Below are 15,320 nucleotides of genomic sequence, written 5' to 3'. Positions count from 1 at the left end.
TGCGGCACCGGGGGCGTCCGGTTACATCCTCACCGACGCCCGGTGCGGCAGTGATCACCACCATCGCCGCGGCAGTGGCGATGTTCGCCGGCACCAACATCGACGACATCGTCGTGCTGACGGTGCTGTTCGTCGCCTCCGCCAGCCAGGGTAGGCCGCGGGCGTGGCAGATCGTCACCGGCCAGTACCTCGGCCTGATCACCCTCGTCGCGACCAGCGTCGTCGCCGCTCTGGGACTGGTGATCGTGCCGCAAGAATGGGTCGGGCTACTCGGTGTGCTGCCCCTGTCGCTGGGGCTCTGGACGCTGATCCGCTGGCTGCGCAGCGACGACGAGGACGAACCCCCGGTCGCTGCCACCGGAATGGCAGGCGTTGCTGCCATCACCATCGCCAACGGTGCCGACAACATCGCCGTCTACACCCCGGTCTTTCGGACGCTCGGTCCACCACAGACCGCAGTCACCATCGCCGTGTTCCTGATCTGCGTCGGGATCTGGTGCTACGCCGGCAGGCTGCTGGGCACTCGCAGGAAGGTCGTCGACACTCTCGAACGGGTCGAGCACTGGCTCGTCCCAGCGGTGTTCATCGGCTTGGGTCTCTTCATCCTCCTCGAATCCGGAGTTCTCGCCCGGCTGATCGCCGCCGCGTCATGACCGACACCCGCTCGCGCGCAGCCTGCGGAACCGCTACGGCCCGACTCAGATCGGTTCCCGCCACCGCCCGGTGGCGTCACCTCCATGCCATCGATCGAAGCGTGAGGGTGAGCAAAGGGCGGCGCATCGATACTCGGTCGATCCGTCGGCGATCATCAGATCGACCACGGTGCGACAATCGGACCGGACTTGCCGAATCGACCGCCGAGTAGGCGTCGCTGACCCCGATCATCTGTGTCCGAGCGGTGTGTGGACAGACGAGCCACGCTCGTCCGCGCGGGCGCGGAGTCGTATTCGTCGCCGGAAGGTTAGGTTCGGCAGCCCTTATAGACTCGCTCGGTGCCCAGAGACTTCAACCGCCCGAAACGCCCCAGTGTGCGCTTAGCGCACGATTTGGGCAGATTCGGTGACGCACCGGGTCTGATATCGGTGAACGAGACGATCACCTACCGCGACCTGGACGAGCGCATCGACCGGCAGGCGGCCAGACTTGGACGTGGCCGTCGTCTGGTACTGATCGCCGGCACCAACAAGGTCGAGGTCGTCGTCACCTACCTCGCGGCGCTGCGTGCAGGACACCCCGTACTGCTGGCCTCGGACGACAATCCCGACCATCTCGACGGGCTCATCGACACATATCGGCCCGATGTGGTGGTGCGCACCCTCGACGGCAACACAGTCGTCGAAGAACTCGATCGACAATCCAGACATGAGCTGCACCCTGATCTCGCGTTGCTGCTGAGCACCTCGGGTTCGACCGGATCACCCAAACTCGTCCGTCTCTCGCACGACAACGTGCAGGCCAACGCCGAGTCGATTGCCGAATACCTGGGCATCCGCCCCACCGACCGTGCCGTGACCACGCTACCCATGCACTACTGCTATGGGCTTTCGGTCGTCCACAGCCACCTCCTGCGCGGTGCCGCCTTGATTCTGACCAACTCTTCGGTCACAGATACTCGACTGTGGGACCTTGCGCGCACCCACCGCGCCTCCACCTTCGCGGGTGTGCCGTACACCTTCGATCTGCTCGACCGTATCGGGTTCGAACAGCTGAATCTTCACGACCTGCGGTACGTCACGCAGGCCGGCGGAAAGCTGTCGCCCGATCGCGTCCGCACGTATGCCGAGCTGGGCCGACGCCAGGGATGGGACTTGTTCGTCATGTACGGGCAAACGGAGGCGACCGCCCGAATGGCGTATCTGCCACCGGATCTTGCCGCCGCTCATCCGCATTCCATCGGACGGCCGATTCCCGACGGGTCCTTTCGGCTCGATCCGGTCGCGGATGCCCCGGACGGGACGGGTGAGCTCGTCTATTCGGGGCCGAACGTCATGCTCGGCTACGCACACGACCCCGGCGACTTGCGCCTGGGTGACACGCTCGCCGGCGAGCTGCGAACAGGCGACCTGGCCCGGCGAACGGCCGATGGACTGTACGAAGTGGTCGGCCGACGCAGCCGTTTCGCGAAAGTGTTCGGTCTACGTATCGATCTGCACCGCGTCGAGTCCGCGCTCGCACACCTGGGATTGACCGTGTGCTGCACCGACGGCACGGACGAACTCGTCGTCGTCGCGGAGAACGCTGACGTCGCCGACGTGCGACGCTTGACAGCACAGTTCAGCGGCCTTCCCGCAACAGCAGTTCGGGTGTGTGTCGTCGATGAGCTGCCGCGCACCTCCACCGGCAAACCCGATGCGCGAGCGGTCGCGGAATTCGCAGGCAAGCCCGGCCCTGTTCAGCCCACCTCGACGACGACAAAGCCCGAGACCACCGATGTCAAAGCGATGTATGCCGAGGTCCTGCATCACGCAAGGGTCGACGACGACAGCACGTTCGTGAGCTTGGGCGGTGACTCTTTGTCGTATGTGCGGATGTCCATTCGGCTGGAGGAGCTGCTCGGTCACCTCCCGGCGGACTGGCACAACACCCGAGTCGTGGACTTCGTTCAGGCACCGCACCTGCGCCGCGGCTGGCGACGGGTGGAGACCAACGTTGTGCTGCGCGCCCTTGCGATCGTGCTGATCACCGGCTCGCACATACACCTGTTTTCGGTGCTCGGCGGGGCGCACGTGCTTCTCGGAATCGCCGGCTACAACTTCGCCCGCTTCCACCTCGGCGCGGTCGATCGCACCGCCCGCGCACGCAATGCTGTGCGCAGCGTCGCTCGGATCGCCATCCCCAGCATGGTGTGGATCGGGGCCATCATCGCTCTGACCGGGGACTACCGCATCACCAGTGCATTGCTGCTCAACGGAATCTTCGGCCCGGACGGTTGGTCTGTCGAATGGCGATACTGGTTCGTCGAGGCGATTGTGTACATCGTCCTCGTAGCCGCCGCTGTGCTCTATGTTCCGGCGGTCGCACGTCTCGAACGCAGTCACCCGTTCTGGTTTCCTATGGGGTTGGTGGCATTGGGCCTGGTTACCCGTTACGGATTGATCGAGATCGACGACAGCCGCAATCGCATTCTGACCGCGGCGGTTGTCTTCTGGTTGTTCGCCCTCGGCTGGGCCGCCGCCCGGGCGCAGACCGTGTGGCATCGAGTGGGAGTCACCGCGGCAATCGTGCTATCGATTCCCGGGTTCTTCTTCGGCGACATCCAGCGAGAAGTCATCGTGATTGTCGGACTTTGCCTGCTGGTGTGGCTCACATCCGTCCCATGTCCCGCAGTTGTGGGCCGGGTTGCGGGGGTGTTGGCAAGCGCGTCACTCTACATCTACCTGACCCATTTTCAGGTCTATCTACCGCTGCGCGACGACCATCCCTGGACAGCATTCGCCCTGTCGATCGTCGTGGGGGTTGTCTACTGGCAGGCCGCGACCTTCGTGCTCGCCCGTCTACCGTGGAGCGGGACAGGGCCGGGCATTAGGTTTGCCAATCCTCTAAGTACCATGGCGGCGGGGACGACCGGAGGTGGTCCGGTAAATGCGAAGGACGGACGATGAGCAAGCGGATCGAACTGATGGCGGGCCTCGCACTGGCGACCGCGGCACTGTTGACGGTGTCGGGGTGTTCGAGCGCTGAGTCCGACCCGGGCGGGGACAACCGGATCACCGTCTACAACGCCCAACACGAGTCGCTGACGAAAGAATGGGCCGACGCGTTCACCTCGGAGACCGGCATCGAGGTCGACCTGCGCCAAGGGAGCGATACCGAACTCGGCAACCAACTCGTAGCGGAGGGTGACCGATCGCCAGCGGATGTGTTCCTCACGGAGAACTCTCCGGCGATGACGCTCGTCGAGAACGCGGGTCTGTTCACCGACGTCGACCAGGCCGTGCTGGCCCAGGTTCCGAGCCAATACCGCCCGTCGAACGGCAAGTGGACGGGTATCGCCGCCCGCTCGACCGTGTTCGCCTACAACACGGACATGCTGACCCCCGATCAGCTCCCGGCCTCACTCCTGGACCTGCAGGACCCCGCCTGGAAGGACCGCTGGGCAGCATCGCCGTCGGGAGCCGATTTCCAAGCCATCGTCAGTGCGCTGCTCGAGTTGAAAGGCGAGGACGCTACACGCACCTGGTTGGAGGGGATGAAGAACAACGTCCGCGCCTACAACGGTAACGGCACGGTGATGAAAGCCGTCAACGCCGGAGAAATCCCGGGCGGCGTGATCTACCACTACTACTGGTTCGGCGATCAGGCCAAGACCGGAGAGAACAGCAGTAACGTCGCCCTGCACTACTTCAAGAACGAAGACCCCGGCGCATTTGTCAGCGTCTCCGGCGGCGGCGTCCTGCAGTCCAGCGCGAAACAGGATGCAGCGCAGCAGTTCCTGGCGTTCGTCACCGGACCGAAGGGTCAGGAAGTTCTGCGGGACGGGATGTCGTTCGAGTACTCGGTGGGCAGCGAAGTGGCGGCCAACGCGGATCTGGTCCCCTTGACCGAACTGCAGGCCCCGCAGGTGGACCCGGCGAAGCTCAACAGCCCGAAGGTCACCGAGCTCATGACCGAAGCCGGTTTGCTCTGATTCCAACGACGAACGGTCGAGAACAACGGGGGCCGGCCCACACGCTGCGGTGCCCAGCAGGCCGGTCGCGTATGCCCTTGCCTCTGGCTGTCACCGCAGTGATTGTCGTGGCGATCTCGCTCATCCCGCTCGGGTACGTGATCGTGGAGAGCGTGGACACCGGCTGGGCCACCGCGTCGGCGCTGCTGTTCCGATCGCGGGTCCGCGAATTGTTGGCCAACACCGTGATGTTGGTAGTGATCACGGTGCCCATCTGTGTCGCAATCGGCGTCGCGGCTGCTTGGTTGGTCGAGCGCACACGAGTATTCGGAGCGAAGGTGTGGGCGGTATTGCTTGCCGCGCCGCTGGCTGTCCCGGCGTTCGTGAACGGCTACTCGTGGGTGACGGCGATCCCTTCCCTCGGCGGGCTGCGCGGCGGCGTTCTGATCGCAACGCTCTCGTATTTTCCTCTCGTCTACATTCCCGTGGCCGCGACGCTACGCAGGCTCGACCCCGCGGTCGAGGAATCGGCGCGAGGACTCGGAATCGGACCGTGGGCAGTGTTCTTTCGCGTCGTGGTGCCGCAGCTGCGGCTGGCAATCGCCGGCGGCGCGCTTCTGGTCGCGTTGCACCTACTCGCCGAATACGGTGCCTTCGTCTTCATCCGCTTCGACACATTCACTACAGCGATTTTCGAGCAGTATCAATCGACGTTCAACGGAGCGGCGGCGACCATGCTCGCCGGGGTGCTGGTATTGCTGTGCCTCACATTGTTGGTGATCGAAGCGGTTGTGCGTGGCAGTGCCAGGTATGCCCGCATCGGCTCGGGTGCAGCCCGCCCGGCCGTGCCTGCAGAACTCGGTTGGCAGTATTCGCCGATCGCGCTCGTCTTCCTGGGGATGTTGATCGCACTGTCTCTCGGAGTCCCGATCGCCAGTGTTCTGCGGTGGCTTGTCGTCGGCGGCAGCGCGGTGTGGGAGTGGGACGAAATCTCGTCCGCGCTGCTGCAGACGCTCGGGTTCGGAATTGCCGGTGCGGTCATGACGTGTGCACTCGCGTTCCCGGTCGCGTGGATCTCGATTCGCCACCGCGGACGGTTCAGCCGTGTCCTCGAGGGCGGTACCTACATCTCGAGTTCGTTGCCCGGCATCGTGGTTGCGTTGGCGTTCGTCACCGTCGCCATTCGGTACGCAAATCCGCTGTATCAAACAGTTGTCGTCGTGATCGCGGCCTACGCATTGCTCTTCCTGCCACGCGCATTGGTCAACCTGCGGGCGGGGCTCGCGCAGGCGCCCGTCGGGTTGGACGAGGCGGCTCGGTCGCTGGGTCTGTCACCGCTGTCGAGTTTCTTTCGGGTGACTCTCAGATTGGCTGCGCCGGCCACCGCAGCGGGCGGTGCGTTGGTGTTCTTGGGGATCGTGAACGAGTTGACCGCGACATTGCTGCTGGCACCGACCGGAACCCGCACTCTGTCGATGCAGTTCTGGTCGCTGAGCAGCGAGATCGACTACTCGGGGGCTGCTCCGTACGCGTTGATCATGATCGTGCTGTCTCTGCCCATGACCTACGTTCTCTTCTCCCAGTCGAAAAAGGCGGCAGGACTATGACATACGCGGTGGAGGTGGATGGGCTGGACAAGTCGTTCGGTCCTGTGACGGTGCTACGTCGTGTTGAGTTCGCTGTCGATGCCGGGTCGACCACAGCCATCGTCGGACCGTCCGGTTGCGGTAAGACGACGCTGCTGCGTCTGATCGCGGGTTTCGACAAACCCGACGCAGGCACTGTCGCACTGACCGGGAAGGTCGTCGCGGGATCCGGCTGGACGCCTGCGCACCGAAGGTCGGTGGGGTACGTCGCCCAGGACGGGGCACTGTTCCCACACGCCACGGTCGGCGCGAACATCGGGTTCGGCCTGCCACGCCGTGCCCGCACCGTCTCGAAGATCACCGAACTGCTCGAGATGGTGTCGCTGGATTCGTCCTACGCCTCACGTCGACCCGACCAGCTCTCCGGCGGCCAGCAGCAACGGGTCGCGCTCGCGCGGGCGCTGGCGCGTGAACCTGAATTGATGCTGCTCGACGAACCGTTCTCGGCACTCGATGCCGGCTTGCGGGCGAACACTCGACGGATCGTCGCCGACGTCCTCGCCAAGGCTGGGATCACCACCATCCTCGTCACCCACGATCAACCCGAGGCCCTGTCGTTCGCCGACCGGGTTGCGGTGATGAGCTCGGGCAGGCTCGCACAGATCGGTACACCTCGTGAAATCTATTCCCGCCCTGTGGACGTCACCACCGCGGAATTCATCGGTGACGCCGTGATCTTGACGGCCCACATCGAGAACGGCCGTGCCCGCTGCGCCCTCGGCGACGTCGCCGTCGCCCCTTCCCCGAACGCCATCGAAGGTGCAGCCCGAATCATGTTGCGGCCGGAGCAAATCGAGGTGACCACCGACGGCGCGGGTGCATCGGGGGCCGTCGTCGACGTGGAGTACTTCGGGTCGGAGATGCTGCTCGGGATCCGCCTCGACACCGCGGACACCGCTATGGCCCAGCGGGTCACCGTGCGCCGCTTCGGCGCCACGGCTCTGACGCCCGGCGACAGGGTCGCCATCCGCGTCATCGGCGACGCCGTAGTGTACGACCTGTGAGAGAGCTACTCAGTGTGAGGCAGCCTCTCGCGTCCTGCTCGATCATGCGATCGATGCCGAACAATGTGCGTAGTTAGTGGGCAGACTTGCACCATCCAGACTGAGGCAACGCCCCGGAGGCAATCACGTCTCGACCCCAAGCATGGAACGGGCCGGCCGGCATCGACTGTCACCGCCGTCTACGATCCGCACGCGGGTTGATGTCTTGAAGGTGGTGGGCGGCTTCGTCGTCATCCAAACTGGGGGCATCGATTGCGTTGCTTGCAAATCTGGTGGCCCGCACTAAGTCTTCTTTCTTTCGAGGACGGACTCCCCCTGAGCGGCGGAAGAACCCACTGATTCCGATTTCCCACGCACACCACCACCATCGCGAGCGGTAATCGGTCCTGGAACACAGAGGCAAGCAGGAGACGTTCACCCGCGCACAATCAGACGACGGTTAGATGGATCAGTGCAATGCTGAGTGCGACGACGATTCCCGCGATGAACCGGGCTGCATATCGAGTGATCCGGTAATTTGACATCGCTGCCCATCAACATGCGGTCAGAGGTGAACCGCACCAACGGAATCAGCGCGATCGGAATACCGAAGGACAACACGACCTGCGAGACGACGAGAGCGCGACTGGGGTCAACCCCAGCGGCGAGGATCGCCAGTGCCGGAACCAGCCGCCGCACACGATCGGGATGCGCTTGCGTGGACGGTGCACGCCTGCTTTTCGTGTGTGTCGCTGCAGGAGCGATCGTGACCATCGACGCACTGACCAGTCTCGACATCCCCTTCGTGTTGGTACTTCTCACCGCGCTTGCCGCTGTCGGCACTGACCCTCAGGAAACGTCGCCGAACCATCAACGCAGACATCGATGCAGTGGATCGGAAGCGCACCGCGAGACGAGGTCCAGCGACACGACCACCCCGTACCAAGAGACCGTGAAGCCCGCGTGCGAACTTTCGACACAGACCCGGTCGTCGTTCGGTGCAATGTTCGCTGACTCACTCACAACAGGGGTCGCTCCTGCGGGGTGACACCTGGGATCGTCGCGCGCTGAAGACTATTGCTCGCACTCCGGCATTTCCGCATCTAAGAACTCGAGAAGTTCCCTGAGCAGTCGGTCTGCGCGGTTTTCGACATCGGCAAGAACCGAATCGACGTCGTCGAGGAGCGCGTGGGAGTGCCTTCGTGCGAGTGTGCCGCGTTCGTAGTAACCAGGGTCGAGCGAGACCGCCGATGCAGGCTCGAGCGTAAAGACACGCTTTGGGTTCGTCTCTCGGACGGGGGGCGGTATGTGCGTGGGAGCGCGTCCCCCGAGGTGTGCTCGAACGATATCGGCTATTCCCCGGGAGGTGAGAGGGGTTGCGACCAGCGGGGTATGGCCCCACCGGTCGATCGTGGTCAACAACGGCCGTTCGCTGCCTGGGTCGAGATGAGTAACGGAGTCGGCGAGTTCGGTTCCGTCGACGTGCTCGATGGCGTCGGCGAGCATGCGTGTGCTGGGGTGCCGCTCGCCGTGGGCCAGGACCTCGTACCAGCGCCTGTACACCTTTCTCGGTGATGCGCCCGCCCTCACGAGCTCCAACGAAGTGACGGCATGTACACCGGTGCCCGTTTCGATTGTGAGGGCATCGAATTCGGGTTCGACGGCGACATCTCTTATTCGCAGTGCCGCGATCTCGGTGTATGGCAGCCCGGCCGCGGCAAGAGTGAGGACCAGTGCATCTCGGCGAGCGAACAACGCCGCCGGCCACCCTGTTCCGGGGAGGCGCGTGACGATGCCGCCGATCCGAGTTGCGGTGTCGCGCAAACGCGCTGCACGCAGCGCGTCCAGAGCCGCTCGCACGCTCTGACCGCGACCCGGCGGGGGCAGGGCGCGGTCTCGATGAACAGCGTCGATGACGGCGATGCGACGACGTTGCGTTGCCGGCGCGGCAGGGTTGGCTCGGAGGAACCGAACGAACAACTCCGGTGAGACCGGCAACGCCGACTGATCATGAGCGGTGCACCAGTCCGCGAACAGCGACCACGTGTGTCGACCCCGTTCCGGGACAGTGTCGTTCGATACTGGAGTTGTTCGGACAAGGTCGGTGTTGTCGCCGCTCGTCGAGGTGTCGGTGCCGTGCATGAGGGTCACAAGCCGAGATCGTTCACGGCGTTGCCGACCAGAGGCGCGTTCTCGCGGGCATAGATTTCGACCATTCCCGGGCTTCTGTGTCCGGTCTGTCGCATGATCGCGTGTGCGTCGGCACCGTTACGGAACGCTTGAGTGACGAATCCGGCACGCAGTGAATGTCCGCCCAGCTGGGCGAGAAGGTCTGCGTCGTAGCCGGCGCGGCCGGCGCGGCGGCGGATCGCGGCGTGCACTGCCGCACCCGACAGTGCGGTCTGGGATAGGTTGCCGTTCTTGCGGATCGACCGGAACAGCGCCGACCGCGTGTCAGCGGTGGGCAGGGTGCTGTGGCAGAGATGGGAGTCGAACTTCGCTGCGCGGGAAAGCAAACGAATGATCGCGGTTCTGCCACCGGTATCGAATGCAGCAACGATCTGCAGCCAGCGAACCCACGCGCAGACCGGGCATGATTCGTGCCGGTCGGTGAACGGCAGCGCCTTCACCGTTCCGGTTCCGTCCTGGTCGGTCTTCGAGTGCCGCAGGCGGACATGCGCACCGTCGAGGCGATCGCGGCGCACATCACGACATTCGAGGTCCACGAGTTCGCTGCGCCGAAATGCCCCGGAGTACCCCATCAGCAGTAGTGCGGTGTCGCGGCGTTCGAGCACTTCACTGGCCCAGCCGGTGACACCGGCACGTGCTACGTCAACGATGGCAGTGATATCGGACGTCAGGAGTGGGGCGCGGGGATTGCGGGGGCGCTCCCCCGCGGCGGCGTAGTCTCGGCGGATACCGGCGAGGGTGGCGCGCACCATCTCGTGGCCACACGGGGTGTCGTGGCCGAGCCCGCGGTGACGGTCGGTGATCGCAGCGACCCATTTGCCGAAGGTCGACGGTGCATACGCCCGGACTCCGTCGACGGTCAGCGAGTCCGCCGCGTCAACGAGATACGCAGCCACGGTCGCAGGGTGCGCCGGCAACGAGATGTGCCCGGCGGCAGTGCACCAGGTCTCGAATCGCCGCCACGCCGAATCGTAGGCGCGGCGGGTTGCGGCAGACCGCGCCGACGCCATCGACCGTTCGATACGCGCAGCCACCTCGGCCGACAGGTCCGGAAACACCACCGCACCACTCACCAGGGCAACTGAATCTGCGTCCAGGACCTCACCGAGCTGCCGTTCTGCCATGGCAAGAACTGTAGTGCGCACCTCCGACAGGCTTTTTGATTTCAAAACACGCTCACCTGGTGTTTCGCCGGGGATGGTGCGGGAAAATGGGCGTACGACGGCCTGCAGTACCACTTCTCGGTGCTCTGAGCGTCGGTTGAGGAGCAGAAGTTTGCTCCGTACACGGCCGCACCGGTCTGTTCGAATTGCTCGACAGTTGAGTATCCCTGGGACGGGTCGCAAGCGTAGCCGTCGAGGACTTGTCCGGCCACGAGATCAGGTCGTTCCACTGAGCAGTAGCTCTTTGGACGGGAAACCCGTCGAATCTCCTTCACTTTGACACCTACACCGGCAGCTCGTGGCGGGGTCGCAGCCCTACGAGGACCTAGTCGGGGCGTGACACCCGAATAGTTCTCGAGTACGCGGCTCGGAATTATCGGGAACTTCCGGGACCGCTGGCCCGACTACTGCACGAGTAGGACCGGCTGAGCGCCCAGTGCAGCCCGAGGAGAAGGAACCGAAACACGCAGATGTCCACCAGTGAAATCGATCGACCGCCTGCGCCCGGTGACACCCCGCCTTCGGTGACGAAGATCCCGTTGTGGCCACAGATCAGGCCGTTCGTGCTGCGGTTGCACTTTTATGCCGGCATCCTGGTCGGACCGTTTCTGCTGATCGCGGCCGTGACCGGCCTGCTGTACACCATCAGGATCAACCGGATCCGGTCCGCGTCGTCGAGTGCGGCGAGCGGACGAACCGACTCCCGAAGGTGCCCCAAATCCTCGCTGGACGACTCGGTGGGTTCGTCGCTGCTTCCTGTCGATGCGGTCATCGCCTCACCATTCCTCGATGTCGCTGAAGACAGGCGTTGCGGTGCCGCCGTCCGCTCGAGGCTCCACCGGCGGGTGGATCGCCGGGATCGGTGCAGACGCGGCGCCGGTGAGATGCGTGCGGCGGGCACGGTTGCGCCGGGCTTTGCGGGTGGCTTTCTGCGAGCGGTCGGTGACCTCGCGCATCTGCTCGATCATCGAAAACAGTGCGCTCTCATCGACGTTCGACCGACCTTGTTCGCGGAGACGAGTGATAGCAACTCTGTGCTCCCACAATGTCACCGCGGGATGTGACATCGTCCGGTACGGCACCTCGACATAGCCGGCACCGTCTGGTTCGAGGACCCAGATTCTGCTCAAATCGCGTGGGTCACGTCGTATCACGAACCGTCCCAAGTCCTCTCGCCGCGCAACCCACGGTTTGAGCGCGTTCGAGAAGTAGTGCACGTGATCGAGGACGAAGCCCGTGCGCGTCAGACGTCGCCGGATGACGGGAAGAAAGTCCACCAGGAACGCGGTTTCGCGGAGCACAACACGAGGGGCATGACCAGCTGCGGCAACCGCGCCGGCCCACACGGCGGCCGGAGTGTTCCCGATCCCTGTGTGAACACTCGCGTGATACGAGGCTATGGCCAGGACCAGCCAGCGCTCCAACTCACGCAATGTCAACGCCGCATGCTTGTCCGAGTCGTACCTTCCTCGGTCCGCGGGGCTCGAGAAGGTGGTCCCAGGCAGCTCGTGCACCGCTGTCATCGCCGTTCCGATGATGCGTTCGACGATCCCGCCGTAGTGCGGTCGGCCCGGAGGACGGTATTCGAGTGTGATGGCGTGCTGGGCGCATCCGCGGCGCAGCGCTTCGCTTTTGAACTCTGAGGCGTTGTCGAGATACAACTGTTTCGGCTTCCCTGCCATCGGCCACTGCACCTGCTCCGCGAGCTCGCATGCCTCCAGCCATGTCTGCTTCTCGCAGCACACGCGGCCCAGGCACAACCCGACCGATATCGACGACGGCGGCTCCAAAGTGACGACGAACCCGAGTACGGAACGGCTGAGGACATCGATGGCGATCGTCAGGTAGGGGCGGCCGATCGGTTGACGCTCGTACTCGTCGACGACCATCAGATCGACGACGGTGTGGTCGATCTGGACCTGATCGAGAATCCCCGCAACTGTCGGTGGACTGTCGCCGGCGGACTGACGTGGGCGGGCGGCATCGGGTCCTCCGCGTGACCTGGCCACCGATGCCGGATGGAGCGCGGCGATTCGTGCGGTGACGGTGTTTCTGGCCGGCACTGGCAGACCCGCGCGGTGACACGCCAACGCGATACGTCGATGCAGCGCAGCGACACTCAGCTTCTGGCGGTGAAGAAAATATCGGGTGAGATGATCGCCGATCACCTCTTCGACCTCAGCCGCTACTCGGCTGCGGCCACGCCCACCCGGCGAGACCTTCGTCAGAAGATCGGTGACCGTACCTGTCCCGTCCCTGAGTTTGCCAAGCAACGCATAGACCCGACGCCGCGACAACCCCAGTCGTTCGGCCGCATCATCGACCGCTGCCAAACGCACCGGATGCATCTCCAGCAAGGGAGCCAAGACAGCGAATCGGGTCTCTGCCTGCGCCCACCGCTCCCCCGACGCCGTCAGCACACCGGTCTCCACGACGTCGAGCTTGCCCGGGTCCACCACAAGCCTCCCCTGTCACCGAGAGCCGAACGCGATCGTGCAGCGCACTTCTGACATCAGAATGTCAGAAGACCACTGCACTCACCCACAAATCGCCAGCAAAAAGTGCCGCCGTCTTCTGAAACTGACACGATTCGGCCGCGGGGTGTCTCGATAGACGATCGTCAAAAAGGACGCCGAGCCTCGGTGGGGGTGCCTGAAATCTCGGTCCCGCCTTAGGTCTGCCATCGCGCACATGTACGTGACTGAATACTTATGGGTCACAAAAAGGGCTGTGCTAGCAACGCTAGCTAGCACAGCAAGCGGGGATCCTCATTCAACGGTCTAGATGCCCCGCTTGTCGAGGTACTCACAGAGCGCTGCGTCGGTCAAGGAAGCAATACTGATTGATCGGTCCCCTGTCTCGTACCGCAGCCTGTCGACGGCTCTGTTCAAACGAAGCTTGGTAGAACTCCGTATCCGCACATTGTGCTGCTCAGTAAATTTTTCTCCGCCTGGTCCTGCCGCCGGCCGCGCATTGTGCTGAGCCAACGGTTCGTTCGTTGCCGGAAGAGTGGGCTCGTTTGTCGGCCTGATACCGCCAGCACTGGTCGGAACGTCGACGCTCGGCGACCCGGTTGATTCTTGCTGTGCTTCGAGCCCAACGCGCCGGGGTGAAGCGGTCGGTCGCGAAGGGAGGTCTGCAGCCGGATGGCGGCGGATGGCGGGTTCGCGTTGTGCGTTCATGCGGCAGGCTCTCCTAGGAGGTCGATAGACAGTTCTTTCAGCAGGGCGTCGTAGGCGACTTGCAGGTCTATCGCCCGGCCTCCCTTGTAAGAATGGATGGGAGTGTGGCTGCTATGAGCGTCTTGGCGCGCCGCCAGCTCCGGGATCCCCGCTCTTGCAACCAATTCGCCGTATGCAGCACGCAACTCGTCCTCGCGATACTGATGCTCCGAGGTCCTTCGTTTCTTAGACAAGACGATCTTCTCGAGCTCGAGACGAGGGTTCGCACGCCGCTTGACGTTGGTGATGGTTTCCTCAACCTTGGTAATCGCTCGCACGCTGTCGATGGTGGGTTCGGTGACCGCGATGACTGAGTCGCAGGCGCAGAGGACCGCGAAAAGTAACTTTCCAAGCGACGGCGGGCAGTCGATGAAAACTGCACTGTAAGGCGACAGATCGACACCCTCAAGCGCGATATCCAACCGAAAGATCAAGTCGTTTGCACCGTCAGCCTCAAGATTGGCGAGGCTCTGAGTCGCCGCGATCAGGTCGACCCGATCCCATTCGGTTGCTACTACCGCATCCGCTGCTGCACCCTCGCCAGTGACCGACATCAGGTCGAAGGTAGTTCGCATGTCGTCATCAACGTCGACTCCCAGACCGGTCGTCGCGTTGGCCTGAGGATCCATATCGATGACGAGGACGTGTTTGCCCTTGTCTGCCAATGCACTCGCCAATCCGAGTGTTGTCGCTGTCTTCCCAACCCCACCCTTCTGGTTGCATATCGCGAACTTCCTGGGTTGCTTCGACGACGTCGACATTGGGATTCGCGTTCCTTTCTCTGTTTGAGGATCAAGGCCAACGAACTTTTCTCCGAGGAAAACTGCGTTGGCTCGCACCCTGGACGTATGCCCTGCAAGCCTTCTGGCTCGCTACGCTATAGCCAATTGCTTCGTGTGCTGCGTTAACACGCGGAGCGAACCTTGCGACGAGTGCTTTGCTCGCTTGCGTAGCTCGCTTCGCCCGTCTCGCACTGCTTGCACGCCGCGCTGCAGCGCCTTGCGTATCTAGCCAAGCGCATTTAGTTACGCAAGATTACCGTGCTAGACAAGCAACTCTCACTTGCCTCGCTAGCACCGCGTGTGTAGCAATCGCATCTAGTGCATCACGCCTATCTAGCGTTGTTTTGCTAGCTATGCCAGCTACGTTAGCCTACGTTCCGACGCTCCGCTCGCTTTGCATTCTTTGCTAGCTACGCTAGCTATCATTGCACCCATACCTCTTCAATTACTGCTCAACAGAACGCGAACGGAGCGAACCCGGTTAACTGCCCGTCTGCGCGCAGGCGAATCTCGCGTGCAACGGCCCTCAGCAGGATAAATAGCAATGCTAGATGGCCTAGCACTCGCGTATGCCGAAGCCCAAGAGTGTCTGTACAGGGCTGGCGTTGCAGAGCCTTGCAACACCTTGCTCCACAATGCGTCAGTTCAATCCGCCGGACCCACGGTTCGGCGGATTGAACTGAGAGGCGATAAAACTGCGACGGACTGCGCCAGGCAGCAACATCGCAA

Annotated in this window: 10 protein-coding genes and 2 pseudogenes; 6 read left to right on the top strand and 6 right to left on the bottom strand. The window is 63.4% G+C overall.

From position 1 onward, the window contains the following. The first annotated feature begins 50 nt into the window (after window positions 1–50). The 5 genes from RFA01S_RS22590 (at window position 51) to RFA01S_RS22570 (ending at window position 7,256) form a co-directional block, all read left to right on the top strand. A complete protein-coding gene (locus RFA01S_RS22590) occupies window positions 51–653 on the top strand; it encodes a cadmium resistance transporter (protein WP_008720461.1) in 603 nt (200 codons plus the stop codon). A gap of 339 nt (window positions 654–992) precedes the next feature. Beyond that, window positions 993–3,602, top strand: a complete 2,610-nt coding sequence (locus RFA01S_RS22585; protein WP_237606109.1) for an AMP-binding protein — start codon at window positions 993–995, stop codon at window positions 3,600–3,602. Then, entirely contained in the window at window positions 3,599–4,627 is a 1,029-nt protein-coding gene (locus RFA01S_RS22580) for an iron ABC transporter substrate-binding protein (protein ID WP_008720459.1), read from the top strand. Before RFA01S_RS22585 ends, RFA01S_RS22580 begins: the two co-directional genes overlap by 4 nt. A gap of 71 nt (window positions 4,628–4,698) precedes the next feature. Then, on the top strand, window positions 4,699–6,213 hold the full coding sequence (locus RFA01S_RS22575) for an ABC transporter permease (RefSeq protein ID WP_080733225.1): 1,515 nt from the start codon (window positions 4,699–4,701) through the stop codon (window positions 6,211–6,213). Further along, window positions 6,210–7,256 carry an ABC transporter ATP-binding protein gene (locus RFA01S_RS22570; RefSeq protein WP_008720455.1) on the top strand — a complete coding sequence of 349 codons (1,047 nt, stop codon included), beginning with the start codon at window positions 6,210–6,212 and terminating at the stop codon, window positions 7,254–7,256. The genes RFA01S_RS22575 and RFA01S_RS22570 overlap by 4 nt, the downstream gene beginning before the upstream one ends. 428 nt (window positions 7,257–7,684) lie before the next feature. Here the strand turns inward: RFA01S_RS22570 and RFA01S_RS22565 are convergent. From RFA01S_RS22565 to RFA01S_RS22555, 3 genes and pseudogenes are all read right to left on the bottom strand, one after another. Further along, window positions 7,685–7,937 (bottom strand): annotated as a pseudogene (locus tag RFA01S_RS22565) (divalent metal cation transporter); the annotation flags it as partial. Between the two features lie 372 nt (window positions 7,938–8,309). Next, window positions 8,310–9,377, bottom strand: coding sequence for a hypothetical protein (locus RFA01S_RS22560; RefSeq protein WP_032373364.1), 1,068 nt, complete (start codon window positions 9,375–9,377; stop codon window positions 8,310–8,312). A gap of 5 nt (window positions 9,378–9,382) precedes the next feature. After that, window positions 9,383–10,549, bottom strand: a complete 1,167-nt coding sequence (locus RFA01S_RS22555) for a site-specific integrase (protein ID WP_008720452.1) — start codon at window positions 10,547–10,549, stop codon at window positions 9,383–9,385. A 509-nt stretch (window positions 10,550–11,058) separates the two neighbouring features. On the opposite strand from RFA01S_RS22555, the pseudogene RFA01S_RS27895 reads away from it, so the two are divergent. Further along, a pseudogene (locus RFA01S_RS27895) lies at window positions 11,059–11,199 on the top strand (hypothetical protein); the annotation flags it as partial. Here the strand turns inward: RFA01S_RS27895 and RFA01S_RS28010 are convergent. The 3 genes from RFA01S_RS28010 to RFA01S_RS22535 form a co-directional block, all read right to left on the bottom strand. After that, a complete protein-coding gene (locus RFA01S_RS28010) occupies window positions 11,169–11,360 on the bottom strand; it encodes a hypothetical protein (RefSeq protein WP_032407491.1) in 192 nt (63 codons plus the stop codon). The pseudogene RFA01S_RS27895 and the gene RFA01S_RS28010 sit on opposite strands and share 31 nt — an antisense overlap. A gap of 4 nt (window positions 11,361–11,364) precedes the next feature. Continuing rightward, window positions 11,365–13,044 (bottom strand): TnsB C-terminal domain-containing protein, encoded by a 1,680-nt coding sequence (locus RFA01S_RS22545; RefSeq protein WP_072692212.1) that lies wholly within the window; start codon window positions 13,042–13,044, stop codon window positions 11,365–11,367. Between the two features lie 722 nt (window positions 13,045–13,766). Further along, window positions 13,767–14,570: a ParA family protein gene (locus RFA01S_RS22535; RefSeq protein ID WP_032407517.1), complete on the bottom strand. Its 804-nt coding sequence runs from the start codon at window positions 14,568–14,570 to the stop codon at window positions 13,767–13,769. Window positions 14,571–15,320 lie beyond the last annotated feature (750 nt).

The organism is Rhodococcoides fascians NBRC 12155 = LMG 3623, from assembly GCF_001894785.1.
GTDB classification, from domain to species: domain Bacteria; phylum Actinomycetota; class Actinomycetes; order Mycobacteriales; family Mycobacteriaceae; genus Rhodococcoides; species Rhodococcoides fascians.
Note: the sequence above shows the minus strand (reverse complement) of the source record. Positions and strands in the feature narration are given on the sequence as shown.